This window comes from Avibacterium sp. 21-595 (assembly GCF_023611905.1).
Taxonomy (GTDB): Bacteria; Pseudomonadota; Gammaproteobacteria; order Enterobacterales; family Pasteurellaceae; genus Avibacterium.
This window is the reverse complement of the sequence record NZ_CP091455.1, coordinates 2,194,481-2,220,090: the sequence shown is the minus strand read 5'-3', so window position 1 is coordinate 2,220,090 and position 25,610 is coordinate 2,194,481. Positions and strand designations below refer to the sequence as shown.

The 25,610-nt window shown below is 41.4% G+C and carries 23 protein-coding genes and 1 other RNA gene; 8 read left to right on the top strand and 16 right to left on the bottom strand.

From position 1 onward, the window contains the following. The first annotated feature begins 216 nt into the window (after positions 1-216). The gene (gene fmt / locus L4F92_RS10255) at positions 217-1,176 is read left to right on the top strand and encodes a methionyl-tRNA formyltransferase (protein ID WP_250363642.1); all 960 of its coding nucleotides are present in this window, start codon (positions 217-219) and stop codon (positions 1,174-1,176) included. A gap of 26 nt (positions 1,177-1,202) precedes the next feature. After that, the gene (gene rsmB / locus L4F92_RS10250) at positions 1,203-2,546 is read left to right on the top strand and encodes a 16S rRNA (cytosine(967)-C(5))-methyltransferase RsmB (protein ID WP_250364599.1); all 1,344 of its coding nucleotides are present in this window, start codon (positions 1,203-1,205) and stop codon (positions 2,544-2,546) included. 152 nt (positions 2,547-2,698) lie between these two features. On the opposite strand, the gene L4F92_RS10245 is transcribed toward rsmB, so the two are convergent. The 8 genes from L4F92_RS10245 to rapA form a co-directional block, all read right to left on the bottom strand. Next, positions 2,699-3,448, bottom strand: a complete 750-nt coding sequence (locus tag L4F92_RS10245) for an amino acid ABC transporter ATP-binding protein (RefSeq protein ID WP_250363641.1) — start codon at positions 3,446-3,448, stop codon at positions 2,699-2,701. Positions 3,449-3,457: 9 nt separating this feature from the next. Further along, on the bottom strand, positions 3,458-4,141 hold the full coding sequence (locus tag L4F92_RS10240) for an amino acid ABC transporter permease (RefSeq protein WP_268738993.1): 684 nt from the start codon (positions 4,139-4,141) through the stop codon (positions 3,458-3,460). Positions 4,142-4,163: 22 nt separating this feature from the next. Then, positions 4,164-4,946 carry an amino acid ABC transporter substrate-binding protein gene (locus L4F92_RS10235; RefSeq protein WP_250351004.1) on the bottom strand — a complete coding sequence of 261 codons (783 nt, stop codon included), beginning with the start codon at positions 4,944-4,946 and terminating at the stop codon, positions 4,164-4,166. Positions 4,947-5,131: 185 nt separating this feature from the next. Beyond that, positions 5,132-6,499, bottom strand: a complete 1,368-nt coding sequence (gene hemN / locus L4F92_RS10230; RefSeq protein WP_250363640.1) for an oxygen-independent coproporphyrinogen III oxidase — start codon at positions 6,497-6,499, stop codon at positions 5,132-5,134. Positions 6,500-6,509: 10 nt separating this feature from the next. After that, positions 6,510-6,944, bottom strand: a complete 435-nt coding sequence (locus L4F92_RS10225) for a DUF2489 domain-containing protein (protein ID WP_250363639.1) — start codon at positions 6,942-6,944, stop codon at positions 6,510-6,512. Between the two features lie 3 nt (positions 6,945-6,947). Further along, the gene (gene yihI, locus L4F92_RS10220; RefSeq protein ID WP_250363638.1) at positions 6,948-7,514 is read right to left on the bottom strand and encodes a Der GTPase-activating protein YihI; all 567 of its coding nucleotides are present in this window, start codon (positions 7,512-7,514) and stop codon (positions 6,948-6,950) included. A gap of 88 nt (positions 7,515-7,602) precedes the next feature. Then, positions 7,603-8,262 (bottom strand): bifunctional tRNA pseudouridine(32) synthase/23S rRNA pseudouridine(746) synthase RluA, encoded by a 660-nt coding sequence (rluA, locus tag L4F92_RS10215; RefSeq protein WP_250351000.1) that lies wholly within the window; start codon positions 8,260-8,262, stop codon positions 7,603-7,605. Then, positions 8,262-11,156 (bottom strand): RNA polymerase-associated protein RapA, encoded by a 2,895-nt coding sequence (rapA, locus tag L4F92_RS10210; RefSeq protein ID WP_250363637.1) that lies wholly within the window; start codon positions 11,154-11,156, stop codon positions 8,262-8,264. The genes rluA and rapA overlap by 1 nt, the downstream gene beginning before the upstream one ends. 248 nt (positions 11,157-11,404) lie before the next feature. Between rapA and pnuC the strand changes: the two genes are divergently transcribed. After that, positions 11,405-12,085 (top strand): nicotinamide riboside transporter PnuC, encoded by a 681-nt coding sequence (gene pnuC / locus L4F92_RS10205; protein ID WP_250350998.1) that lies wholly within the window; start codon positions 11,405-11,407, stop codon positions 12,083-12,085. A gap of 66 nt (positions 12,086-12,151) precedes the next feature. Here pnuC and L4F92_RS10200 read toward each other — a convergent pair whose 3' ends face one another. Both L4F92_RS10200 and L4F92_RS10195 read right to left on the bottom strand, forming a co-directional pair. Then, the gene (locus L4F92_RS10200) at positions 12,152-13,288 is read right to left on the bottom strand and encodes a Gfo/Idh/MocA family protein (RefSeq protein WP_250350997.1); all 1,137 of its coding nucleotides are present in this window, start codon (positions 13,286-13,288) and stop codon (positions 12,152-12,154) included. Positions 13,289-13,349: 61 nt separating this feature from the next. Then, positions 13,350-14,858, bottom strand: a complete 1,509-nt coding sequence (locus L4F92_RS10195) for a CoA-acylating methylmalonate-semialdehyde dehydrogenase (protein WP_250350996.1) — start codon at positions 14,856-14,858, stop codon at positions 13,350-13,352. A 242-nt stretch (positions 14,859-15,100) separates the two neighbouring features. Between L4F92_RS10195 and iolB the strand changes: the two genes are divergently transcribed. Then, on the top strand, positions 15,101-15,934 hold the full coding sequence (gene iolB, locus L4F92_RS10190) for a 5-deoxy-glucuronate isomerase (protein WP_250363636.1): 834 nt from the start codon (positions 15,101-15,103) through the stop codon (positions 15,932-15,934). A gap of 208 nt (positions 15,935-16,142) precedes the next feature. Then, positions 16,143-17,606, top strand: a complete 1,464-nt coding sequence (locus tag L4F92_RS10185) for a catalase (protein WP_250350994.1) — start codon at positions 16,143-16,145, stop codon at positions 17,604-17,606. A 335-nt stretch (positions 17,607-17,941) separates the two neighbouring features. Here the strand turns inward: L4F92_RS10185 and L4F92_RS10180 are convergent, their stop codons facing one another. From L4F92_RS10180 to L4F92_RS10165, 4 genes are read right to left on the bottom strand one after another with little or no spacing between them, the layout of a single operon-like run. Continuing rightward, positions 17,942-19,111 carry an FAD-dependent monooxygenase gene (locus tag L4F92_RS10180; RefSeq protein ID WP_250363635.1) on the bottom strand — a complete coding sequence of 390 codons (1,170 nt, stop codon included), beginning with the start codon at positions 19,109-19,111 and terminating at the stop codon, positions 17,942-17,944. After that, positions 19,108-20,319 (bottom strand): 2-octaprenyl-6-methoxyphenyl hydroxylase, encoded by a 1,212-nt coding sequence (ubiH, locus tag L4F92_RS10175; protein ID WP_250363634.1) that lies wholly within the window; start codon positions 20,317-20,319, stop codon positions 19,108-19,110. The genes L4F92_RS10180 and ubiH overlap by 4 nt, the downstream gene beginning before the upstream one ends. A gap of 18 nt (positions 20,320-20,337) precedes the next feature. Further along, on the bottom strand, positions 20,338-21,651 hold the full coding sequence (gene pepP, locus L4F92_RS10170) for a Xaa-Pro aminopeptidase (RefSeq protein WP_250363633.1): 1,314 nt from the start codon (positions 21,649-21,651) through the stop codon (positions 20,338-20,340). An 11-nt stretch (positions 21,652-21,662) separates the two neighbouring features. Beyond that, positions 21,663-22,208 (bottom strand): UPF0149 family protein, encoded by a 546-nt coding sequence (locus tag L4F92_RS10165; RefSeq protein WP_250364598.1) that lies wholly within the window; start codon positions 22,206-22,208, stop codon positions 21,663-21,665. 144 nt (positions 22,209-22,352) lie between these two features. Between L4F92_RS10165 and L4F92_RS10160 the strand changes: the two genes are divergently transcribed. From L4F92_RS10160 to L4F92_RS10150, 3 genes are all read left to right on the top strand, one after another. Further along, on the top strand, positions 22,353-22,655 hold the full coding sequence (locus tag L4F92_RS10160) for a cell division protein ZapA (RefSeq protein ID WP_250363632.1): 303 nt from the start codon (positions 22,353-22,355) through the stop codon (positions 22,653-22,655). 85 nt (positions 22,656-22,740) lie between these two features. Beyond that, a non-coding RNA gene (gene ssrS, locus L4F92_RS10155) (6S RNA) lies at positions 22,741-22,937 on the top strand. A 10-nt stretch (positions 22,938-22,947) separates the two neighbouring features. Then, the gene (locus L4F92_RS10150) at positions 22,948-23,523 is read left to right on the top strand and encodes a 5-formyltetrahydrofolate cyclo-ligase (RefSeq protein ID WP_250363631.1); all 576 of its coding nucleotides are present in this window, start codon (positions 22,948-22,950) and stop codon (positions 23,521-23,523) included. 122 nt (positions 23,524-23,645) lie between these two features. On the opposite strand, the gene L4F92_RS10145 is transcribed toward L4F92_RS10150, so the two are convergent. Together L4F92_RS10145 and rimO are read right to left on the bottom strand one after the other, a co-directional pair. Continuing rightward, positions 23,646-24,137 (bottom strand): low molecular weight protein-tyrosine-phosphatase, encoded by a 492-nt coding sequence (locus tag L4F92_RS10145; RefSeq protein WP_250363630.1) that lies wholly within the window; start codon positions 24,135-24,137, stop codon positions 23,646-23,648. Further along, complete coding sequence (gene rimO, locus L4F92_RS10140) at positions 24,122-25,453, bottom strand: 30S ribosomal protein S12 methylthiotransferase RimO (RefSeq protein WP_250363629.1); 1,332 nt, start codon at positions 25,451-25,453, stop codon at positions 24,122-24,124. Before rimO ends, L4F92_RS10145 begins: the two co-directional genes overlap by 16 nt. Between the last annotated feature and the right edge of the window lie 157 nt (positions 25,454-25,610).

The window sequence follows — 25,610 nt, the reverse complement described above, 5'->3', positions numbered from 1 at the left end:
TTTACTGAAAGTGGCGAAAATGGCGCGTTCTACCTTTTATTATCAAGAAGTTAAGCGCGATTACTCGGTAGAAAAAGCGGCAATATTCTCGCTTTAATAGACCTTTCTTTCAGCATTTTTTTCACCCCAAGTTAAAAATACATTATACTTAACGCTAAGAATTACCTTGCATCTATAACTATTTTCATAATGACTAGCATAACGAAGAGAAATGCGATGACAAAACCTTTAAATATCATTTTTGCAGGTACGCCAGAATTTGCGGCACAACATTTGGCGGCCTTGTTGAATTCAGAACATAATGTAATTGCGGTTTACACCCAGCCAGATAAGCCTGCAGGACGTGGTAAGAAACTACAAGCCAGTGCGGTGAAACAGTTAGCGGAGCAACATCAGATTCCTGTTTATCAACCTAAATCCTTACGCAAAGAAGAGGCGCAACACGCGCTCGCTGCGTTAAATGCCGATGTGATGATCGTGGTGGCGTATGGGTTAATTTTGCCAAAAGCGGTTTTGGACGCACCAAGATTAGGTTGTTTGAATGTACACGGTTCCATTTTACCTCGTTGGCGTGGCGCTGCACCCATTCAACGCGCCATTTGGGCAGGCGATGCTCAGACGGGGATCACCATTATGCAGATGAACGAAGGCTTGGATACGGGAGATATGCTGCATAAAGTGTATTGCGATATCAGCGCTGAAGAAACCTCTTTGAGCCTTTATCATAAGCTGGAAAAAATTGCCCCAAATGCGTTGCTTGAGGTATTAAATGGTTTAGAAGCAGGACAATTTCAGCCAGAAGTGCAAGATGATGCCTTGGCTAACTACGCCGATAAACTGTCTAAACAAGAGGCTAAATTAGATTGGCAATGTTCCGCAGTACAGCTTGAGCGTTGTATTCGTGCCTTTAATCCTTGGCCGATCAGTTATTTTGTTACGACCGATAGTGATGGCAATGAACAGACCTTAAAGGTCTATCAAGCAACGGTGTTACCTCATCAGAATCAACCTGCTGGTACGATTTTACAGGCAGATAAAAATGGCATTCAAATTGCCACAGTCGATGGCGTGTTAAATCTTACTCAGCTGCAACCAGCGGGTAAAAAGCCAGTGTCGGCACAAGATTTACTTAATGGCAGAGCAGATTGGTTCCCGGTAGGTAAGGTATTAGCATAATGAAGCAAACAAAACCTCAAGCTAAAATGCCTAAAAAAAGTACCGCACTTGCTGCGAAATCCCTTTCTGTGCGTGCCGTGTCGGCACAATATCTTTTACAAGTGTTAGATAAAGGACAATCGCTTTCTATCTTACTTGCGGAAAAAAATCCTGTGCTGAAAGAACAGGATCTTCCCTTATTACAAGAAATTTGCTTTGGTGTATGCCGTGTGTTGCCCCGTCTAACGCAAATTATTCAGCAATTAGTGGATAAGCCGTTGAAAGGCAAAACTCGCCTTGTGCATTGTTTATTGCTAGTGGGCTTGTATCAACTTTTATATTTACGCACTCCCGATCACGCGGTAGTCGATGAAATGGTAAAGGCGACGCAAAGCCTGAAATTAGACAGTTTCAAAGGCTTGGTGAATGGTGTACTACGCCGTTTCTTACGCGAACAGGCGAATATTCTAGAGAAAGTGGATAAACATTGGCAAACCTTACACCCAGAATGGTTGGTGAATAAGCTGAAAAAAGCCTATCCAAATTGGCGAGAAATTATCGAAGCGAATAATCAAAAACCGCCAATGTGGTTAAGAGTGAATGTGCAACATAGCAATGTTGATGATTATCTCGCTTTATTACAAAAAGCAGACATTGACGCAGTGGCGGGAGAGTATCCGCAATCCATTCGTTTAATACAGGCAAAAAATGTGGCGCAGTTACCACACTTTATGGAAGGTTGGCTCAGCGTGCAAGATTTGCACGCTCAATGGTCAGCGCGATTACTTGCCCCACAAAATGAGGAAGTGATTTTAGATGCGTGCGCCGCACCGGGAGGAAAAACCACCCACATCTTAGAACTTGCTCCGCAAGCCAATGTGATCGCATTGGATGTAGAACGGTATCGCTTACAACGGGTGGAAGAAAATTTAGCGCGAATGGGACAAAAAGCGTTAGTGATTTGCGGTGATGCAAGCCAGCCAGAACAGTGGCTCAGTCAGATTCAGCAGCAATTCGGAGAGAGTGCGGTGCAATTTGACCGGATTTTGCTTGATGCACCTTGCTCTGCAACAGGGGTTATTCGCCGCCACCCTGATATAAAATGGTTACGTAAAGAAAGTGATATCGCCCCTTTGGTCGCCTTACAAAAAGCCATTTTAACTGCCTTATGGCAACGTTTGAAACCGAATGGTGTGTTGCTTTATGCCACTTGTTCATTATTGCCAGAGGAAAATAGCGCGCAAATTACTGACTTTTTACAACAGCACCCTGAGGCTGAATTAATGCCACTGCCATTCCCTGAGCAAACACAAGCTGGTCATCAATTTTTTCCACAAGAAAATGGTGGTGATGGCTTTTATTACGCGAAATTAGTGAAAAAAGCGGATTAAATTTTACAATGTGGTTATGATACGAAAATAAGAAGTGCGGTGTTTTTTACGCCATTTTTTCTCCTCACAGCGCCGACTCTTAGCTGATAAAACGGTAAGAAAAAACCGATGATTTCTCATCGGTTTCGTTTTTTTATCACGCTTTAGTGTTGTCATTCTGCCTTTAAACGATGTAAAAAGGCTTTTGTGCGTTCGTGTTTTGGATTGGCAAATAATGCTTGTGGCGAACCTTGTTCAACAATGACGCCACCGTCCATTACCACAACCACGTCCGCCACATCTAGGGCAAATTTGATTTCGTGCGTTACCACGACCATTGTCCAACCTTCGTTAGCAAGTGCTTTCATTGTGTTTAGCACATCTTGTACTAACTCCGGATCGAGTGCGGAAGTGGGTTCATCAAAGAGCATTAATTCAGGTTGAATCGCCAGTGCGCGAGCAATCCCAACACGTTGTTGCTGACCGCCTGAAAGTTGGTAAGGATAAAGATCTTTTTTGTCTAGTAATCCCACTTTTTCCAATAAGGTTTCAGCTTCTTGACGAACGATTTTGGGATCGCGTTTTTGCACTTGCACAGGGCCTTCCATAATGTTTTCCAAGGCGGTTTTGTGCGGGAATAGGTTATATTGTTGGAACACCATTCCTGATTTACGGCGCAAAGGTAAAATCTGCTTATTGATATTGTTACTTGCAAAATCGACGGTGAGTGGATTTTCTTGGGTAAATTCAATCGTGCCTTGCTCTGGTAATTCTAAGGCATTCAAACAACGTAAGAAAGTCGTTTTGCCTGAACCTGAAGGCCCAAGAATAACCACCACTTCGCCTTTGTGAATATCAAGATCAATCCCTTTTAGTACAGGATTATGACCAAAGGTTTTATGAATATTGCGTACTTTAATCATCGCCTTCCCCTATCTTGCCACATAGCGATCTAAACGTTTTTCTACCCGCGCTTGAATGATAAACAGCACAAAACAGAAACACCAATATACCAACCCAGCCTCAATATACACCGGTAAGAAATCGTAAGAGGAATTGGCGATTTGCTGTGCTACACGGAACATTTCTGTTACAGTAACAACCGAAGCAAGCGATGTATCTTTAAACAAGCCAATAAAACTGTTACTCAACGGTGGAACGGCAACACGAAACGCTTGCGGGGCAATAATTCGACGGAAAGTCTGCATATAGGTCATACCAATAGTATAGCCTGCTTCCCATTGTCCTTTCGGCACGGATTGAATTGCTGCACGCACGGTTTCTGAACCATAAGCGCCAACATTAAGGGAAAACCCAATAATTGCCGCAGGAATCGGATCGATAAACACCCCCAATGCAGGTAAGCCATAAAATACGACTGAAATTTGCACCAACATTGGCGTACCGCGAATAATTGAAATATACACTTTGGCAATGGCGAGTAGAATACGATGTAAACATCCATTAACCGGTGTTACTCGTAGCAATGCCACGCCAATTGCAATGATCATTCCCAAAAAGAAAGAAACGACAGCAAGCGGTATTGAAACCAATACCGCTGCTTTAACCATTGGGAGAAACCCATTTATCACCAGCTCAGCACGCGCATCGGTCATAAAGGGTAAGGAAGCTAAGAAATTATTTAACACTGATATCCTTTCCAAAGAATTGTTCACCTAATTTTTTCAATGTGCCGTCATTACGTAACTCAACAATTGCGGCATTGATTTTATCTAGGGCATCATTATTGCCTTTATTAGCCACAAACCCAGCACCCACTTTATCTTCTGATTCCCAGAATGGTTTTAAACCTGAATTTGGATTTTTCTTTAAATAATCCAACAGGGCTAAGGAATCATTAAAGGTAACATCTGCGCGTTTTTGCTGAATTAATAATAGTCCTTGTGCCATACCATCAATAGGTACAATTTGCGCACCATATTTCACCGCTAGCTCACCATAGTTTGAGCTAAGTGTTTGTGCCGCTTTTAAGCCTTTTACATCTTCAACTTTTTGAAGACGATTTTCATCTTGACGCGCTAATAGCATCGCCCCAGACCAGCTATAAGGTTCTGATTTATCAAAGGTTGCCTGACGTTCTGGTGTGGTTAATGCTACTTGGTTTGCCACTAAATCAAAGCGTCCACCTTTTAGGCCTGCAAGCATTGCGTCCCATTGGGTTTCTTTAAATTCTACGGTTACCCCCAATTTTTCTGCCACAGCACGGGTAACTTCCACATCATAGCCGGTTAATTTTCCGCTCGCATCGTGATAAGTGAAAGGGGCATAAGTGCCTTCTGTACCAACTGTAATTGTCCCTTTATTGTTGATACGTTCAATCAAACTTTCTGCTGCAACAGCTTGAGTTGCAGTTGTGATAGCGAAAAGTGCGGTAGAAAAAAATGCTAATTTTTTCAACATAATAGTCTCCTTTGAGTAGATTTCGTTAAGTGCTAGGCATTGTAAAAGAAACAGCGCGATTTACAAATAACTTAAAGGAATATGTTATAAAAAAGTTAAATATACTGAATTTCTTTAACTCGCTTCGTACTTCTAAGCTCACAGTTTACCCGCTCAATGCAATCGCTTTGAGCGGATCATTGAGATTAAATAATTCGTGAGAACTGCTGACGTCTGGCTTGTTGTCGTGAATAGGTATCAAAACATAAGCAAATATTACGAATGAGCAAATGTCCCACTGGTGAAACCTGTAAGCCTTGATGGCCTATTTCAATTAGCCCATCTTCCGCCAGAGGGGCAAGCAATTCCAGATCTTCTGCAAAATGAGTTTTGAAATCAATGCCATATTGCTGTTCAAAAGGGGCATAATCCAGTTTGAAATTACAAATAAGTTGTTTGATCACATCACGGCGTAAGCAATCTTCTTGGCTCATAACAAAGCCTTTGTGAAGTGCGGTGCTTTTTTGTTCAATATCTGCGTAATAATGTTTTAGCTCTTTTTGGTTTTGTGCATAAGTATCACCCAGCAGGCTAATTGCAGAAACGCCAAGCCCAAGCAAATCACATTCTTCTTGTGTGGTGTAACCTTGGAAATTTCGGTGTAGCACGCCATTTTGTTGGGCAATCGCTAGCTCATCATCTGGTTTGGCAAAATGATCCATTCCAATAAAGTGGTAACCTGCCTGACCTAAGGTTTCAATAGTTTTTTGTAAAATGGTGAGTTTGGTCTCTGGTGCAGGTAGTTGATCCTCTTTGATTTTTGCCTGCCCCGCAAAGCGACTTGGTAAGTGCGCATAGTTAAACACGCTCAAACGATCGGGATTCAGTTCGATCACTTTTTGCAAGGTAAACATAAAACTTTCAACGTTTTGCAATGGCAGGCCATAAATCAAATCTAGATTGGTGGACTGAAAGCCCAAAGTGCGTGCGCGTTCTAACAAAGCGTGAATAAAGTCTTCATCTTGCTCACGGTTTACCGCTTTTTGCACTGCTTTATTGAAATCCTGCACACCCATACTAATTCGGTTAAAACCGATTTTGCGTAAGTGATCAAGGGTTTCCAATTCAATTTTGCGTGGATCCATTTCGATACTAATTTCTGCGTTATCACAAATCTCGAAATGCTCTTGCAACATTGCCATTAAACGGCTGGATTGTTGCTCGGTGAGATACGTAGGGGTACCGCCCCCCCAATGGACTTGGGTAACCTTGCGGTTGCGAAAAAGTGCAGCACGATTTTTAATTTCTTTTTCCAAATAATCGAGATAAATATCCGCTTTGTGCTGATGACGCGTAATGATTTTGTTACAAGCACAGAAATAGCATAATTTATGGCAAAACGGGATATGCACATAAAGGGAAAGCGGACGATCTGGGTAACGCCCTGCTGCCGCTTGAAAATCCTGTTCATTATAATGTTCATTAAATTCTAGCGCCGTTGGGTAAGAGGTGTAACGCGGCCCAGAATAGTTATATTTTTGAATTAACGCGGAATCCCACATAGTTCCAGACATTAATTTCCCCCTAAATATTTTCAATATCAAGCAATAATTGATTTAATTCCAACAAAATTTTTGGCTCTAACTTTGCCTCAGCACTTTCACGTGTTAGATCTAAACGCATACGATCGTTCTTTTTTAACGCTTTCCGTGCTTGATGCGTTGGCATTTCCTTCACCACCTCATAAAGTTCTGCCATAGCAGGGTAAGCGGTGATTTTTAGCCCCAAAGGATCGAGTAACATTTTTAACCGAATCGCCCCTTCAGACAAATTGCAATCACCATTTTGCATTGCCCGAGCGATAATCTCAATACTCTCTTTGAGGCGTTTTACACGATCCAAACGCGCATTCTCTAACTGCTGTTTTTGTTGCTTTAAGGCACGCAACAATTTCACCGCATAAGCGGTTAATCCCACAATAATTAAAAGCCCGAGGGTAATTAAAAGGTAAATCCACATAAATTATTTAAACTGATTAATATCAATGGTTTCAAAAGTGCGGTATAAATTTTCCGCATTTTCTTCATCGTCGCGGATGCCAAGTTGATCCATAAGCTGTGCAATGCGATCTAAACATTCATCCACAAAGGCCTGATCTTGACGGCTTAAGGTTTCACCTGCTTCAAGCTCATCTAATAAGTCATTCAAGCATTCATTATTTTCAAGCTGTTCAAGTTCCACCATTGGATCAAGGACTTTCTGTTTTTCTACCGCAACGGGCGGAATGGTCATCCCTTTTTCAGGTTTATTGACGAACTCTACCACGAGTGGAATTTTCTTGCGGCTGCCTACACGAGGATCTAACTTCGCTTGTTGTTGCAAGGTGTTATTTTCTTCTTGGCGGCTATGGCGAGAACCCGCGGCTAAGCCTTTATGTTTTTTCTTTCTTTTTTCCTCACGCGCTTTGGCATCTAATTCATAACGTGTTAGTTTGCGTCCACGTCCAGTTGGGACGTTTTGCGTTGGTTTATCCGCCTTGCGTGTTGGCATAATATCCGTAATACGGCGTGTTTTCTTTTGACGGGACATAATTTATCTCAAATAAAAATGAATAAGGGAGAATTGTAGCATTAAATCACCAATTCTCCGCATTATTTCTGTGATTGGTCATAATCAATTAAAATGGCACTTCTGCGGTAAAATTCATTATTTCGCCCGTTAAAGGATGGCGAATTTGTAAAGATTGCGCGTGCAAGCATAAACGTGGCGACATTGCTTTCGCTTGTGGATGTGCATAAAACTTATCGCCTAAAATGGGATGACCAAGAGCGAGCATATGTAACCTTAATTGGTGCGAACGCCCTGTAATGGGGGTAAGTTGCACCCTTGTGCTGTTATTGGGTAAGCGTGCTAAAACCTCAAAATTTGTTACCGCACTTTTGCCTAGCTCAAAACAAATCTTCTGTCTTGGACGATTTTCCCAATCGCAAATCAGTGGCAAATTCACCGTGCCACTTTCCTGCTGTAAATGTCCCCATACTAAGGCTTGGTAAGATTTCTTCGGCTCACGCTCACGAAACTGGCGTTTGAGTTCTTTGTCCGCAAGTTTACTCATCGCAAACAACAAAATCCCACTGGTTGCCATATCAAGACGATGCGCTGGCTCGCAAAAACCATATTTTTCTTTCACTCGCGACATTGCACTGTCGTAATATTGCGGTTGATTTCCCGGTACAGAAAGTAAACCGCTCGGCTTATTGAGCAATAAAATATGGTTATCGTGATAAATCACTTCTAACCAAGGTTCACGTGGGGGACGGTAGTCAATTAATGCCATTATTTACTCTTATTACTGATAATCACACGCAGGCTATCCAAGCGCCAAGTTGCTTTTTGCAAATGCTGCAAAATTTGCTCTCGCTCTGCGCTGAGTGCGTCAATTTCATCTTGGCGAATCGTTTTATTCACTTGTTTTAACGCTTGCAAACGGGTTAATTCGCTATCCAAACGTTGTGTGGCTTTCTGCTCAGCTTGCTGAATAAATTCCTCAGCTTGTTCAGCCATTTGCCGATCACCTGCTTTCAATAATTGTTCAATATTAGCGCGCAACATTTTGATCACCTTGCTCGCCATTTGTTTTGCCATAGGTTTAAGTTGTTTTTGTAACAACTCAAAGCCCACTTTTTCCGCGAGATTATTTCCTTTACCATCAATTAATAAGCGTACTGGCGTTGGTGGTAAGAAACGTGTGAGCTGTAATCCTCTTGGTGCTTGTGCTTCCACAATATAGATAAGTTCCAACCACATCGATCCCACTGGCAATTCATTATTGATGAACAATGATACGGCAGTTTTACCAATCTCGCCATCAGTAATCAAATCTATGCCATTGCGAATCATCGGGTGATCCCACGTGAGAAATTCAACTTCTTCGCGTGCTACCGCTAAATGACGATCAAAGGTAACGGTTACTCCCTCTTCTTTTAAGCCCGGAAAATCTGGTACGAGCATTGTGCCTGTTGGATGAATGACAATGCTTTTTTCACCTAAATCTTCCTGTTCCACGCCAATAATATCGAACAAATTCAAGGTGAAATTAATTAATTCGCTTGATCCATCTTGCGCGCCAATGGCATCTGCCAAGGCTTGGGCTTGTTCGCCCCCATTAGAGTTGATTTCCAATAGGCGATCGCGTCCTTGATCAAGCTGGGCTTTCAGTGCATCACGTTCAAGGCGAGTTTGTGCAATAAATTCATCAAAGTCCGCATTTTGTTCATTATGCTGTAAAAAATCTTGTAATTTTACACCGCACTTTTCAAATAACGTTGCCCCCATTGGACAGGTTTCTTCAAACGCATTTAATCCTTGATGATACCATTTCGCCAGTAGAACCTGTGGGCTATCGGCAAAACAAGGCGCATAAATCTCAATGTCTTGAGTTTGTCCGATACGATCTAAGCGTCCAATGCACTGTTCCAACAAATCAGGATTATCCGGCAAATTAAACAGCACGAGATGATGGGCAAACTGGAAATTTCGCCCTTCTGATCCAATGCTGGAAGTCAGCAACACTTGCGCTCCTTCTTCCTGCTGAGCAAAATAGGCGGCAGCTTTATCCCGTTCCACAATCGACATATTTTGATGAAATACCGCACTGCGAATTGCCTCTTTTTCGCGTAATGCTTTTTCTAACTGAATAGCTGTGTTGGCTTGATGGCAAATCACCAACACTTTTTCTTCACGATAAGATTGTAAAAAATCAATCAACCATTCCACACGAGGATCAAAATCCCACCACGCTGCATCTGGATTCATTTTTTGGAAGATCTGCTCGGGATAAAATAAATCACTGGTTTTTACCTCACCTAGCATTTTCAACACGCCAATCGCATTACGATATTGTTTTGGCATTGGCAAGGTGATTTCGTGATAATGACGCAATGGGAAGCCTTTCACCCCTTGACGCGTATTACGAAATAAAACACGACTTGTACCGTGGCGATCGAGTAAATTTTCTATCAGCGTTTGGCGTGCTTGTCCTTTTTTCTCGCAATGTTGAAGATCAGCCAATAATGGCGCTATATCTTGATCGGAAAGCAATTCGGCTAAATGTTTTTCTTCTTGCCTGCTTAATGGCTGTTCACTTAGTAATCCTTTCACCGCTTCAGCCACCGGTTGATAACGCTGTTGTTCTTGCACAAAGGCGTCATAATCATAAAAGCGATCAGAATCGAGCAGTTTTAAGCGTGCAAAATGACTTGCTTGCCCTAGCTGTTCAGGCGTTGCGGTCAGCAATAACACGGCTGGAATATGGCCTGCCAGCTGTTCCACCATTTGATACGCCAAACTAGGTGCGTGTTCCGACCATTCAAGATGATGAGCTTCATCCACAATAAGCAAATCAAATTCTGCCTTCACAAGCTGCTCAGCACGTTTGGGCTTTTGAATGAGCCAATCTAGCGCACAAATAATCAAGGATTCTGTTTTAAACGGATTGGCTGCCACACCACCGTCAAGCCCATCAAAATCCGCACAACGTTCTTCATCAAAAAGTGAAAAATGTAAGTTAAAACGGCGTAGCATTTCTACTAGCCATTGATGTTGCAAGGTTTCTGGCACAATGATAAGTACTCTTTCTGCTCTTTCCGCAAAAAGTTGCTGTTGTAAAATCATTCCTGCTTCAATGGTTTTCCCTAACCCCACTTCATCAGCAAGTAATACGCGTGGTGCAATACGTTGCCCGACTTCTTGCGCAATATGAAGTTGATGTGGAATTAATCCACCACGAATCCCTCGCAAACCACGCAATGGTGATTGATATTGCGCTTGACGTTGTTGCAAGGCACGATAACGCAACACAAAATGCGAAACACGATCAATCTGCCCAGCAAATAAACGTTCTTGAGGCTTGCTAAAGGTAATTTGCGCACTGAGATCAGCTTCTTGCAATAGCGTTTCTTGCCCGTCTTCTTTTTGTACCAAATAAAATGCCAGTCCATTATGATCTAACACTTCAAGTACTTTTCCCTGCCAACCCTCTTTATGGCGAATTTCATCGCCTACGTTAAAAACCACCCGTACTAATGGGGCATTATCTAAGGCATAAATGCGAATTTCTTCGGCGGCAGGAAAATTGACCGTTACGGTACGATGATTAACTTCTGCAACCACCCCCAAGCCCAGATCATTTTCACTTTCACTAATCCAACGCTGACCAACTACAAAGGACATAAAATTTTCTCTTATTATTACTCTTACTTAATTGCTAACGCTTTATAGGTAAAGCATTTCGCGAATATTCAACCATCAAAAAGGGCGGCTATTTTAACGATCTTGCCACAAAAAAGAAATGAAAATATATACAACAAAAATGTGATTGAAATCACGTAAAATAAATAAAAATGTAGCTTATCCTTGACTTTTAAAAAGTGCGGTGTAAAAATCGCAAGGTTTTTATTTCACTTATTGAGGATAATACAATGCGCTTATCTCAGACGCTCAAAAATGAATTTTTTGGTGGCTGGAAACCCTTTGAAGTTGTCTGGCTTTTCTTGTTTATTGCGGCACAGGTTTATGCCTATGTACAATCCCCTGTGTCGTGGTTAGAAGCGCTCGCGGGTATTTCAGGGATTTTATGCGTGGTCTTTGTCGGGAAAGGGAAAATCAGTAACTATTTCTTCGGCTTGATTTTTGCTTATAGCTATTTCTATGTGTCTTTAGATAATAAGTTTTATGGCGAAATGACCACCACGCTTTATGTTTATATCCCTGCGCAATTTATCGGTTATTTCTTATGGAAAGAAAATATGCGTAATAACGCAGAACAAAGTGAAACGGTAATTGCTAAATTTCTCACCTTAAAAGGCTGGACAACCCTCATCACCCTTGTGGTACTAGGTTCTGCTACCTTTATTAGTATTTTAAAAACCACTGATGGTAATTCAGTCGGCTTAGATGGTGTTACCACGGTACTTGTTATTGCCGCACAATTATTGATGATTTTGCGTTATAGCGAACAGTGGATTTTATGGATTATTATCAACATTCTCTCTGTCATACTATGGGCAGAAACCCCTGCTATGTATTTAATGTATGGTGCTTACTTGCTTAATTCATTATATGGCTATTACAACTGGTCGAAACTTGCAAAAAATGCCTAAAAAAGACCGCACTTAAAAATGAAAAACTTGGCATAATAGCCAAGTTTTTTTATGTATTTAAGATGGTTAGGCAATTTCTTCTACATTAACCCAACGTTTTTCACGATAAGACACTGCTATTGCATCAAGAACACGAGAAACCTTAAAGCCTTCTTCAAAATCGGGATACATTGGTTTATTATTTGCTATACCATTGATAAGATCTCGAATTTCCACTGTTTTTTGATCATTAAAGCCAATACCATGCCCAGCACTTACACAGAAATGCTTATAATCAGGGTGAAGTGGGCCGGTAAGTAAAGTTTTAAAACCTTGTCGTGCTGGATCATCTGAGTGAAGATACAATTTTAGCTCAGCCATTCTTTCTTGCGTGTAGCTGATAGTCCCCTTAGTTCCTGTTATAACATAACTTAGTCCCATTTTACGTCCACAAGCAATGCGAGAAGTTTCAATCGTTCCCATACAACCGTTAGCAAAACGTACGATTGCTGCCGCTTGATCTTCATTTTCTACTGGGAGCTGTTCATTCAAATTTTGTGGATTTGGACGCATTTTGATTACAGTATCCATATCTCCAACTACACGTTGAATTTGGCTACCTACAAGATACTGTGACATTTGTATAATATGTGCCGCGAGATCACCTAGCGCACCCAGTCCTGCTTTTTCTCGAATACAATGCCAATCTCTTGGTGTATTGGGATCGGCGAGATAATCTTCATTATGTGTTCCATAAAAATGAATAATGTCCCCAATTTCTCCTCGCGCTATGATTTCTTTCGCAAGCTGAGTGGTTGGATTCTTAATATAATTAAATCCTACAAGGGTTTTTACCCCTGCTTTTTTTGCAGCTTGATACATTAATTTGGCATCTTCCGCAGTTAACGCAAGAGGTTTTTCTGAATAAATATGTTTACCTTGCTCAATCGCTGCTAAGGCAATTTCTTTATGTAGAAAGTTGGGGGTGCAAATATCTACCACATCAATATCAGGATCTTGCACCACATCACGCCAATTTCCTGTAGATCGTTTAAAGCCAAAGGCTTTGGCTTTTTCGGCGGCTAACTCAGGCGTTATTTCAGCTAGATAATCACATTCTAATTCAGCATCTAGCGGGAAAACCGTTGGCGCTTGCGCATAAGCAATCGCATGACAACGCCCAATATATCCTGTACCAATTAATCCAATTCTTACTTTTTTCATTTCTTTTTCCTTATGCAAGAAAAAAGAGATTTCCATCACAGAAATCTCTTTTATGTTTTTATTATAAGGTTGGCATACTAAATGCTGCTTGAGAGTCCATATTTTGTTCTGGCCAACGTGTCGTCACAGTTTTCATCTTAGTATAGAAACGCACGCCATCTGGACCATATACATTTAATGCGCCAAAAGCTGAACCTTTCCAACCACCAAAACAATGGAACGCCATCGGAACTGGAATTGGGATATTCACTCCAATCATTCCAGCTTGAACACGATATGAGAATTCTCGAGCCGCTGCACCGCTATTGGTGAAAATAGCAGCGCCATTACCAAACTGGTGATCATTGATTAAACGCATTGCATCTTCAAAGTTTTTCGCTCGAACAATACCTAGCACAGGGCCAAAAATTTCTTCTTTGTAAATAACCATATTCTCAGTAACGTGATCGAATAATGTACCTCCAATAAAGAAACCATCTTCATAACCTGCTGGTTTTTTATTACGTCCATCTACGACTAAAGTAGCACCTTCTTCCACACCTTTATCAATGTATTTCGTTACATTGTTGAGATGTTGCTGTGTAATAAGGGGGCCAAAATCCATTTCTTTTTCGCCCTCTGTTGGAATACCTGGTCCATAGCGTAAGGCTTCTACTTTTGGTTTGAGTGCTGCCACTAATTTATCCGCAGTGTCATCGTCAATGGTTACTGCAATTGGTAGTGCCATACAGCGTTCACCAGCCGCACCAAAAGCGGCGCCTAGTAAGGCATCTGCAGTAGCATTAATATCCACATCAGGCATCACTAAACCGTGATTTTTCGCAGCGCCAAGTGCTTGCACACGTTTGCCGTGTTCAGAACCCACTTTATGGACATATTCTGCCGCTGTTGTCGAGCCAACAAAACTCACTGCTTTAACACGTGGATCTCGCAATAAAATTTCATTATCGTGGCGATCCCCGTGAACGACATTAAACACACCATCTGGCAAACCTGCTTCTTTTAATAATTCAGCAAGACGAATAGAAAGTGAAGGATCAGTTTTCGCAGGTTTCAAAATAAAGGTATTACCACAAGCTAATGCCACGGGAAACATCCACATTGGCACCATTGCAGGAAAGTTAAATGGGGTAATACCAATACAAACGCCTAAAGGTTGCATTGTGGAATGAATATCAATACCTCGTCCTGCTTGCTCTGAAAACTCACCTTTTAGTAAATGTGGGATACCACAGGCAAATTCGACGACTTCTAAACCACGAGTTAATTCACCACAAGAATCAGAATAAACTTTACCATGCTCTTCAGTAATTAAACGAGCTAGAGAATCCCAATCACGCTGTAATAGTTCTTTAAACTTAAATAACACTCTCGCTCGACGTAGTGGCGAAGTCGCTGCCCATTCAGGGAAAGCTTTTTGTGCTACCTCAACAGCCTCCAATACTTCTGCTTCCGTACTCATATGCACTTGTCGAATTTGTTTTCCTGTTGCAGGGTTAAAAATTGGCCATACTTTTTCGCCCTTACTTTCAACCTGTTTTCCATTAATAAAGTTTAAAACGGTTTCCATTCTTTACTCCTTAATCTAAAAGTGAAATGAATGATTCATCTGATTATGCTTGGCACAAAGTCAAGTGAGAATTAGATTAGAATAATGAAACAAATTTTTCAATTCATCTTGCGTAAAAATGAAATAATTATTTCATTTTTGTGATCTACGTTGGATATTTGACAATTTTTTCTAACAGTATTTCACCATCTGATCTATGATTTGGGCAAAATCTACCTAATAGTCTAAGATGAGAGGTTAATATGAGCTATCTATTATCAAAATCAGCCAAACAAAATCCTGCGCCTAATGGTCTAGTACAAAAAATAACACCTAAGAGTGCTAATTGGGAATATGTTGGGTTTGAATGTTATCATCTGCAACCTAAGCAAAGTTTGAGCTTTGATACAGAAAATACTGAAGTATGTTTTGTAGTTTTAGCGGGGAAATGCACGATTTCGACAGCAGGACAAGTCTTTAAACATATTGGTAAGCGCCAATCCCCTTTCGAGCGTATTCCACCTTATTCTCTTTATGTCCCTCATCATCATCAAGTTGAAATCGAAGCTGAAAGTTATTTAGAATTAGCCGTTTGCCGCGCACCAAGTGAAGGTAATTTATCTGTACGTTTAATCACACCTGAAGACGTTGGTGTTGAGCAACGAGGATTTGGTAATAATAAACGCCTTGTGCATAATATTTTGCCAGAAACGGAATCCGCTGATGCCTTATTAGTTGTAGAAGTATTTACCGACGAGGGAAACACGAGTTCATTTCCGAGCCATAAACACGATCAAAAAGATAGTGAAGCCGAAACTTACCTAGAAGAAACCTATTACCACCGTTTTGAACCAGCTCAAGGATTTTGTTTGCAACGAGTTTATACTGATGATCGTAGCTTAGATGAATGTATGGCTGTTTATGATGGCGATGTTGTGCAAGTTCCAAAAGGTTATCATCCTGTTGCGACCATTGCGGGTTATAACAATTATTATCTCAATGTTATGGCAGGCCCTGTTCGTAAATGGCGGTTTACTTGGGAAACAGATCACCAATGGATCAATAGCCAGGAATATGCAGATAAATTTTCTAAATAGAAAAGATATCTTCTTGAAACTAAGTGTAGTGTAAATTTGGGAAGCAGATCAAAATTTACCATTTTTACACCGCACTTTTGTTTAGCTCTATTTTTAACACCTCTTTATCCCTATTAAATCAATAAAAATTATCGTTTAGCCAAATTTGCCTCAATACTGCTATGATTTGGGGAAATTAATCTCCTATATCACTCACTAAGGAAAAAAAATGACTGACAATTCAATCAAAAAATGCCCAGTTACCCATTTAACGACAGACTTTGGGGCGCCAGTGGTGGATAACCAAAATAGTTTAACGGCAGGACCACGTGGTCCACTTTTAGCTCAAGATATATGGTTACAAGAAAAATTGGCGAACTTCGTACGTGAAGTGATCCCAGAACGTCGTATGCACGCCAAAGGTTCTGGCGCATTCGGTACATTCACGGTCACCCACGATATTACTCAATATACCCGTGCAAAAATTTTTAGTGAAATTGGTAAGAAAACTGAAATGTTTGCACGCTTCACAACCGTAGCGGGTGAGCGTGGGGCGGCAGATGCAGAACGTGATATTCGTGGTTTTGCGCTGAAATTTTATACCGAAGAAGGAAATTGGGATATGGTAGGCAACAATACGCCTGTCTTCTTCTTACGCGATCCGCGCAAATTCCCAGATCTGAATAAAGCAGTAAAACGCGATCCTCGTACTAATATGCGTTCAGCAACGTATAACTGGGATTTCTGGACATTGTTACCAGAAGCACTTCATCAAGTCACCATTGTTATGAGCGATCGAGGTATCCCTGCCAGCTATCGCCATATGCACGGTTATGGTTCACACACTTATAGCTTTATTAATGCTGAAAATGAGCGCTTTTGGGTGAAATTCCACTTCCGCACACAGCAGGGCATTAAAAATCTTACTGATGCCGAAGCGGAAGCCATTATCGGTAAAGATCGAGAAAGCCACCAACGCGATTTATATGAAGCGATTGAGCGTGGTGATTTTCCAAAATGGACAATGTTTGTACAAATTATGCCAGAGCAAGATGCGGAAAAAGTGCCTTATCACCCTTTTGATCTTACCAAAGTATGGCCTAAAAAAGATTATCCATTAATTGAGGTGGGGGAATTTGAACTTAATCGTAATCCAGAAAACTTCTTTTTAGATGTAGAACAATCGGCGTTTGCACCAAGTAATTTAGTGCCGGGAATTAGTGTATCACCAGACCGTATGCTACAAGCTCGTTTATTCAACTATGCCGATGCACAACGTTATCGTTTAGGGGTAAACTATCAGCAAATCCCTGTTAATCGTGCGCGTTGTCCAGTACATAGCAACCATCGTGATGGGCAAGGACGTGTAGATGCAAACTATGGTAGTTTGCCACATTATGAACCAAATAGCTTTAGTCAATGGCAAGAGCAACCACAATACAAAGAACCGCCGTTGAAAATCACAGGGGATGCAGACTTTTGGAATTATCGTGAAGATGATGCAGATTACTTCAGCCAACCACGTGCATTGTTCCAATTAATGACTGCCGAACAAAAACAAGTGCTATTTGAAAACACTGCACGTGCCTTAGGTGATGCGCCAGATTTCATCAAACAGCGTCATATCGACAACTGCACCAAGTGTGATCCAGCCTATGGCGCAGGCATTAAGAAAGCATTAGGTTGGGCATAATCCCTCATCAATAAAAGCAACCTTGCTCACTCTGCTCCTAGAAGTTGAAAAAATAATCAATGCTAGGAGCAGTGATCTGATCCCAAAAAGTTCCCATTCTTCTTGAAAGAATGGGATTTTCAGTTTAACTTTTAGACAGCAAAAGACCAACTTAAAACGTTGTGGAAATGGTGTAGGATTTAGGGCTTATCTGGTATAGCCCCTAACGTTTTGTATGTTTGCTTATATTTTCTATAACGTTGGTACTTATTTCTTCCACTTATTAATCATCATTCTCTTAAAGGAACAATCTAGTGGTCATATTGGAAAAGAAACAAGAATGAACATTTTTGAAATCAAATCCCTAATCCTTGACGAATAAGCTGTTCTTTTAATAATCCAAACTGATTTGTGGCGCGAAGGCCGATACCGCGGGCGAGTTTTTTTAGTGGATTGTTGCCGGCAAAGAGATCTTTTAAGCCTTGCATTGCGATGAGCATTTTTACTGCTTCTGTCTTACGTGTACGTTCGTAATAACGCAGGTTGCGATATTCACCGATGTCTAAACCTAATGCAACGTGTTTTTCAATTTCTTGGGCAAGCAGTAACGCATCTTGCAAGCCTAGGTTTACCCCTTGTCCTGCCAGTGGATGAATGGTGTGAGCCGCATCGCCAATTAAAGCGATACGCGGCTGCGCGAAGTTGCGTGCATAGCGCGCGGTGAGTGGAATCGCTTGGCGTTCGCTTTGGAGTTCGCATAGCCCAAGTTGATTATCAAAAGCAATGCTTAGTTGTTTGTTGAATTGTGCAGGATCGCAATCACGAAGTTGTTTAGCTTGCTCTGGCGGAAGTGACCACACAATAGAACAGAGATTTTCTTGATGTAATGGTAAGAATGCCAAAATACTGTCGGGGGCAAAAATTTGTCTTGCGCAATGTTGGTGTGACTCTGCGGTTTTGACGTTGCAGACCAACGCATATTGCCCGTAATCACGGAAAATAAGCGGAATATTGGCTTTTTGCCGCAGCCAAGAATTTGCTCCATCTGCGCCCACAACTAATTTTCCCACTAACATTTGCCCATCAGTTAAGGTAAGAATCGCGCTGCTTTCGTTAATACCGATATTCTGAGCCATCTCGGTGAAAATCTCAATATTCTCTTGTGCGTCCACTTGTTGCCAAAGGCTATGCTGAATGATCGGATTTTCCACAATATGCCCAAGGTGAGAAATACCTAACCCTTTGGTATCAAATTCAATTTTGGCAAAGCTATCTTTTTCCCACACAGACATTTTATCGTAAGCCGTTGCGCGCGTCGTTTGAATGGTTTGCCACGCATTGAGTTCTTGCAGAAAATGCTCACTGGCAAGGTTCAAGGCGCTCACACGATAAGCGATATGCGTGGAAGAAAAATGCGGCGGATGAGATTCGATTAGGGCGATGCGCATTGCGGTATGTTTTAATTTGGCGGCAAGTGCCAGCCCCACCATTCCACCACCGATAATAATGAGATCAAAATTTTTCATTGTGCTAACCACCCTAATGTCGGTTTGATAAAGTGTTGTTTGAGTAAGTGAGATTGCGCCATTGCCATTAGCCCCAAATTTCGTCCAATTTGTAATGGCAATAATGTATTGGCAAAGAGCGAAACCAAGCCGTCCGTTAAGTTGATTAACTGCGTTTGATCCGCTTGGCGTGCTTTTTCATATTGCTTTAATAAGGCGTATGTGCCGAGATCTTGCCCTTGTATAAAGGCTTGGCTTAATAACTTGGCAAGGCAAATGACATCACGTATCCCCAGATTAAAGCCTTGTCCCGCAATGGGATGCAAGGTTTGCGCGGCATTACCGATCAGCGCAGTGCGGTGATGAATATGCTGGCTGGCTTGATATAACGCCAAAGGATACGCAAAACGCTTGCCGCATTGCTGCAATTTGCCGAGCCTCCAGCCGAAGTGTTGTTGCAAACGAGCAAGAAAGGCGTCGTCCGTTAGCCCCATTAAATATTGAGGATCTTTCACGCACCAGACTAAGGACATCAAATTATCCGTCATCGGTAATAATGCGAGCGGACCTTCCGCAGTGAAACGTTCAAAGGCACGCTGTTGATGAGGCTGTTGCACTTGAAGATTGGTGATAATCGCCGTTTGTTGATAATCACGCACCTTGTTGATAGCGATGTTGGCTGATTTTGCCACCAAAGATTGGGTGCCATCCGCGCCGATAATAAGCTGGCAAGATAAAGTGCGGTGGTTTTTTAGCGAAATTTTCACCCGCTCTTTATCAAACTGAATTTGTGCAATGTTCATCGGGGAAAAATAATCAATGTTGTCATAGTGTTTGATTGCCGCAAGCAATATTTCGCCCATCGGTTGCAATGCAACCACTGCACCCAGTTGTTTTAACTGAAATTCATCGGCGTGAAATTCCACTAAGCCACTGTGTCCTTTGTCAGACACGTGAATATGCTCAATAGGGCAGGCAAGGGGAGAAATTTGTTGCCATAATGATTGCGTATTAGGTAAAGTGAGCCGAGCAAGTTGTTGGCAAGTTCCCGCCGAAAGGGCAATGCAACGCGCATCAAAACCGCTTTGCTGATGCTGTTGCGGCGCTTGTTTTTCTAGTAACGCAATGCGCATTGTGCCTTGTGTTTGCGCACTTAAGGCTAAAGCGAGGGTGCAACCTGCCATTGCGCCGCCTACGATAATCACATCATAATGCTCAATTTGTTCCATTTCTGCCCCATTTTAATTTTACGCGTTCTGTGCCATCACTTGTTCGATTTCATCAATTTCTTTTGGTACGGCACTGGTTAGCACTTTGTTGCCATATTCTGTGATCACAATATCATCTTCAATACGAACGCCAATGCCTTTATATTGCTCAGGCACATCCGCATTAGTTGGAATATACAAACCGGGTTCCACCGTTAGCACCATACCTACTTCTAATGGTCGATCGCGTAATTTGCTGTCTGTTTTAAGGCTATAACGCCCCACATCGTGGACATCAATACCAAGCCAATGACCTAAACCGTGCATATAAAAGGCTTTGTAGGCTTCCTCTGCAATCAGTTGTTCCACCTCGCCTTGCAAAATACCCAAACGTACCAAGCCTTCCACTTTAATGCGGATAACATCTTGATTCACTTGCTGAATATTATTGCCTGCCACTAAGGATTTTATGGCGTGTTTTTGTGCGTTTAGCACGATTTCATAAATATCTCGCTGGGCTTGGCTGAATTTGCCATTAACGGGATAAGTACGCGTAATATCGCCAGCATAGTAGGCAAATTCACAGCCAGCATCGACTAGTACTAATTCGCCCTCTTTCAAAGGCTGATCATTTTCATTGTAATGCAGAATACAAGCGTTATCGCCTCCAGCAACAATACAGTTAAAAGAGGGGAAACGTGCGCCAAAACGGTTAAATTCGTGTAGCAATTCCCCTTCAATTTCAAACTCTAAGCGGTTTGGACGCGTTTGTTTCATTGCGCGTAAATGCCCAAGGGCGCTAATTTGCCCTGCTTGTTGTAATAAGGCAATTTCATTCGCTGATTTGATTAAACGCATTTCATCTACATAGTCTGCCCAATTCAAAACTTGCGAAAATTGCACCGCACTTTCTTTAAGCCGCTGATTACCCCAAGGCTGAGAGGCGGGGTTATGGTAAAGTGCGGTGAAATTTTTGCTGATTTTTTGCCATTGTGGCACAAAATCTTCAATACAATAGGCTTCGTCTAGATTTAATTTAGCCGCGGCACTTTCCACGCCCAAGCGACGTCCGTTCCACGTTTCCATTAGAGGATCAGAAGGACGTAAAAACAATAGGGTGCGAGCGCGTTGTGCCGTTTTGGCTAATACCAAAATCGCATCAGGTTCATTAAAGCCGGTGAAATACCAAAAATAGCTGTCTTGGCGGAAGGGATAATGGTTGTCGTTGTTACGCACCTGTTCTTGTGCAGAGAAAATAATGGCTAAGGAATTATCCGCCATTTGTGCCAGCAATTTTTCACGCCGTTGGACAAATTCGTCAGCAGGGATTTGGGCTAAATAAGCAAGATCCATCGTCTTTCTCCTTAGTGTAATACGGTTTTTTGTTGAGCCTGATAAGGGCGATAATGGGCATAAAGCACCGCCACTAAGGTGCGGACATATTCCACCACTTGTTCTAAGGATTCCGCCAGTTCTTCAGGATCGTCGTCTTCTTCATAAGCTAACACTGCAATATGTTGCAGATCATCTAACGCTTCACCAATTTCCCCCGTTTCTTTATCCATTTGAGCTTGCACTAGCCCTAAACCGAGCAAAAAGTGGCTTGTCCATTCTGAAAGGGCATCAATTTCGTTAAACACATCGCCGTTTTCTGGCAAGAAAAGTTGAAAATTGAAGCTATCAATATCTTCTAGGTGATGCTGAATATCGTGGTAAAGTGCCGATATGTCTTTTAATAAAGGGGTAGGGTAGGCCTCACCATTATTGGTAAATTCATTCATAAAAATGGGCCATTTTTGCTCACTTGCCGCACCACAAATTAAGCCAGTAAGCAAGCCGTGTAATTCGGCAGCAGTAACAGGAATGGTGGCTTGGCGGAGTTTTTGGGCTAATTCGTCATAAGAGAGAATATCAGACATAATTTTTTCCTTTTGCTAAAGATAGGTGTAGTTTAGCACTGTTAGATTAAGCTAACCACAATCAGGCGGATTTTTATGACGAAAAATATTTGCTATGGCATAATAGCAAAAAATTTATTTTCACTGAGGATAAGTATGTCATCGCAAAGCATTGAATTATCTGTATTAGGACAGGTGTTACGTTTAAATTGTCAAGAAGATCAACACGATGCCTTACGCCAAGCTGCTCGCGCATTAGATCAACGAGTATCTGAAATGAAGGAACGCACAGGGATATTGCAATTAGAGAAAGTGCTTTCTATCGTGGCATTAAACCTAAGTTATGAACTTATCCAACAGCAGCAAGTTACGCAGAAAATTGAACAAGTCGTTAGCACACAAATCAGACAACTGGATAATTCTTTAGAAGGCATTTTGGCACAAAAAAACAATACTTGATGAAATAATATGATCTTAACCAAGAATTGGAAAAATTAAGCTAGTCAATACGACTAAATTGCGTTAGTATTACCACAAATTTAAAGATTACCTGAGATGTTCGCCAGTGGGTTACGTCCCTGAGCCGATACTTAACATCTTATGAATTGGTTTCCTATTGTTGGTGTGCAAGCTTACCTTGGCGCAAGCCCTGATGTAAGAAGCCTAAAAACGATAATGACTGATTCCCTTGAACCGTAGGGTTCAAGGACCGACCATCCACAACGGCATCTCGGGTTCTTCCGTCAATGCAATGAACCTTACAACCTGCAATCAACAGCGTCAAATTATTCGCCAACACATTCGTCAATTAAGACAATCTCTTAGCCCTGCTCAACAGCGCCTTGCTGAACAAAATATTACCCAACAAGCGCTTGATTTTATCACGCAAAAACAGGCTAAACATATTGGATTATACCTTTCTTTTGACGGAGAAATCTCAACCAAACTGCTTATTCAGAAATTGTGGCAACAAAACCTCTCTGTTTATCTTCCCGTATTACATCCTTTTGCAGCGAATCATTTGTTATTTCTCCGCTATCAATCAGATAGTCCATTACAAAAAAACAAATTTGGTATTTTAGAACCTAGATTAGATGTACGAAATGTGCTTCCAACCAATACACTTGATATTCTTTTCACCCCACTTGTTGCCTTTGATAAACAAGGCAACCGTCTTGGAATGGGCGGTGGCTTTTATGACAGAACATTACAAAACTGGCAACAAAAAAACTTCCTTCCTATCGGCTTAGCACACCAATGCCAACAAGTGGACGCATTACCCATAGAAAGTTGGGATATCCCCTTGTTTGGGGTGTTTGTGGGGTAAAAAGCAACCTACCTTTAAAATAAACCATCAATAAATTTCTCCATATCAAGAGAAATTTATAACAAAAAGAAAAGCTGATAGCCATAACCTATCAGCTTTTATCAACAAAAGTGCGGTGGTTTTTAACAAGATTTTTCTTTACGAATGTGTGCTAACAAGGCATCACAACATTGATCTAATAATTCGTAAGTTTGGGTAAAATTCTTGGTGTACCAAGGATCAGGGATATGATCGATACCTAAATCAGGACAAAGCTGAGTGATTTGAAATAATTTTTCAGGGTGATGTCCAAATAATTTTTCTAAATCGGCTAAATTTTGGTTATCCATAGCAATAATATAATCAAAATCTTGCCAATCTTTTAACCGCACTTTTCGGCTAGTAAAACCTTTATTATCAATATGATGTAATTCAAGGGTTTCAGCTGTACCGCAATGCATATCCTCGCCATCGTGCCAGCCAGATGTGCCAGCACTATCACTCATCATTTTATTGGCTAAGCCTGCTTGTTTCACTTTTTCACGGAAAAGATATTCCGCCATTGGGGAACGGCAAATGTTCCCCAAACAGACAAATAACACGTTCACTGGCGCAACCATTAGCAGGTTCCCCATAAATCATATTCATCGGCTTGTGTGATCGTTACGTTAATCACTTGTCCTACGCTCACAGCTTGGTGAGATAAGTTATCTACATACACCACGCCATCAATTTCTGGGGCATCCGCCATTGAGCGTCCGATAATCCCTTCTTCATCTATTTCGTCCACAATGACAGGCAGGATTTTGCCAATTTTTTGCTGTAAGCGTTGTGCTGAAATAGCTTGTTGTACTTGCATAAAACGGTGGAAACGCGCTTCTTTTACGTCTTCTGGTACTTGATCTGGCATATCTGTGGCTGGTGCACCTTCAACAGGGCTAAATTTGAAACAGCCAACTCGATCAAGCTGGGCTTCCTGTAAGAAATCTAATAGTTGTTGAAAATCTTCCTCCGTTTCACCCGGGAAGCCAACAATAAAAGTGGAACGTAAGGTTAATTCAGGGCAAATTTCACGCCATTTTTTTATACGTTCTAACGTGCGATCAATAGACCCCGGACGCTTCATTGCTTTCAAAATTTTTGGGCTTGCGTGTTGTAATGGAATATCTAAATAAGGCAAGATTTTGCCTTGCGCCATAAGTGGAATTAAATTATCCACGTGCGGATAAGGATATACATAATGCAAACGCACCCAAATGCCTAAGGTCGCCAACTGCTCACACAGGCTGATCAGATTATTTTTGATTGGCTTACCATTCCAGAAAACCGTTTTATTTTGATTTTCTTTACCCTGATCCAAGGCATACGCTGAAGTATCTTGCGACACGATAAGTAGCTCTTTCACCCCAGCATCAGCAAGGCGTTTGGCTTCATCTAAGACTTGCGTAATCGGACGGCTATCTAAATCACCGCGCATTGAAGGGATAATACAGAAAGTACAACGATGATCACAGCCTTCTGAAATTTTCAAATAGGCATAATGTTTTGGGGTTAATTTTACCCCTTGCGCTGGCACAAGACTGATATAAGGGTTATGTGCGGGTTTTGGTACATATTTATGCACTTGTGTCATCACTGCCTCATAACTATGTGGGCCAGTTACTTCTAATACCTTTGGATGTACTTCACGGATACGATCTTCTTTTGCCCCCAAACAGCCTGTAACAATCACTTTACCATTTTCTTCTAACGCTTCACCAATGGCTTCTAACGACTCTTGCACCGCGCTGTCAATAAATCCGCAGGTGTTAACGATCACTAAATCGGCATTTTCATAACTTGGAATAATGTTATACCCATCAGAACGCAGCTCCGTCAAAATACGTTCTGAATCCACTAAATTTTTAGGACAACCTAAACTAATAAAACCAATATTTGGTGCTGAACTCATAAAATAATCTCAATAATCACTCAAAACGGTGCATTGTACAAAATTCGTATGCAAAAGGCGATAAGTGAGGGGAAATTTACAGAAAAAAGCACCGCACTTTATGCGAAGAAAGTCAGATGGCTTTTTTAGACTGAAGGAATAATAAAGTGCGGTGGGA

What these genes read in the sequence shown, in the direction of transcription:
- L4F92_RS10235 (WP_250351004.1), bottom strand. Translation starts at nt 4,946, where the DNA reads ATGTTGAAAAAATTAGCATTTTTTTCTACCGCACTTTTCGCTATCACA.
- L4F92_RS10150 (WP_250363631.1), top strand. Translation starts at nt 22,948, where the DNA reads ATGAACCTTACAACCTGCAATCAACAGCGTCAAATTATTCGCCAACAC.
- fmt (WP_250363642.1), top strand. Translation starts at nt 217, where the DNA reads ATGACAAAACCTTTAAATATCATTTTTGCAGGTACGCCAGAATTTGCG.
- L4F92_RS10245 (WP_250363641.1), bottom strand. Translation starts at nt 3,448, where the DNA reads ATGATTAAAGTACGCAATATTCATAAAACCTTTGGTCATAATCCTGTA.
- L4F92_RS10240 (WP_268738993.1), bottom strand. Translation starts at nt 4,141, where the DNA reads ATGACCGATGCGCGTGCTGAGCTGGTGATAAATGGGTTTCTCCCAATG.
- ubiH (WP_250363634.1), bottom strand. Translation starts at nt 20,319, where the DNA reads ATGGAACAAATTGAGCATTATGATGTGATTATCGTAGGCGGCGCAATG.
- yihI (WP_250363638.1), bottom strand. Translation starts at nt 7,514, where the DNA reads ATGTCCCGTCAAAAGAAAACACGCCGTATTACGGATATTATGCCAACA.
- L4F92_RS10225 (WP_250363639.1), bottom strand. Translation starts at nt 6,944, where the DNA reads ATGTGGATTTACCTTTTAATTACCCTCGGGCTTTTAATTATTGTGGGA.
- pnuC (WP_250350998.1), top strand. Translation starts at nt 11,405, where the DNA reads ATGCGCTTATCTCAGACGCTCAAAAATGAATTTTTTGGTGGCTGGAAA.
- L4F92_RS10180 (WP_250363635.1), bottom strand. Translation starts at nt 19,111, where the DNA reads ATGAAAAATTTTGATCTCATTATTATCGGTGGTGGAATGGTGGGGCTG.
- L4F92_RS10200 (WP_250350997.1), bottom strand. Translation starts at nt 13,288, where the DNA reads ATGAAAAAAGTAAGAATTGGATTAATTGGTACAGGATATATTGGGCGT.
- rluA (WP_250351000.1), bottom strand. Translation starts at nt 8,262, where the DNA reads ATGGCATTAATTGACTACCGTCCCCCACGTGAACCTTGGTTAGAAGTG.
- rsmB (WP_250364599.1), top strand. Translation starts at nt 1,203, where the DNA reads ATGCCTAAAAAAAGTACCGCACTTGCTGCGAAATCCCTTTCTGTGCGT.
- L4F92_RS10160 (WP_250363632.1), top strand. Translation starts at nt 22,353, where the DNA reads ATGTCATCGCAAAGCATTGAATTATCTGTATTAGGACAGGTGTTACGT.
- L4F92_RS10185 (WP_250350994.1), top strand. Translation starts at nt 16,143, where the DNA reads ATGACTGACAATTCAATCAAAAAATGCCCAGTTACCCATTTAACGACA.
- rimO (WP_250363629.1), bottom strand. Translation starts at nt 25,453, where the DNA reads ATGAGTTCAGCACCAAATATTGGTTTTATTAGTTTAGGTTGTCCTAAA.
- hemN (WP_250363640.1), bottom strand. Translation starts at nt 6,499, where the DNA reads ATGTCTGGAACTATGTGGGATTCCGCGTTAATTCAAAAATATAACTAT.
- pepP (WP_250363633.1), bottom strand. Translation starts at nt 21,651, where the DNA reads ATGGATCTTGCTTATTTAGCCCAAATCCCTGCTGACGAATTTGTCCAA.
- L4F92_RS10145 (WP_250363630.1), bottom strand. Translation starts at nt 24,137, where the DNA reads ATGGGGAACCTGCTAATGGTTGCGCCAGTGAACGTGTTATTTGTCTGT.
- rapA (WP_250363637.1), bottom strand. Translation starts at nt 11,156, where the DNA reads ATGTCCTTTGTAGTTGGTCAGCGTTGGATTAGTGAAAGTGAAAATGAT.
- iolB (WP_250363636.1), top strand. Translation starts at nt 15,101, where the DNA reads ATGAGCTATCTATTATCAAAATCAGCCAAACAAAATCCTGCGCCTAAT.
- L4F92_RS10195 (WP_250350996.1), bottom strand. Translation starts at nt 14,858, where the DNA reads ATGGAAACCGTTTTAAACTTTATTAATGGAAAACAGGTTGAAAGTAAG.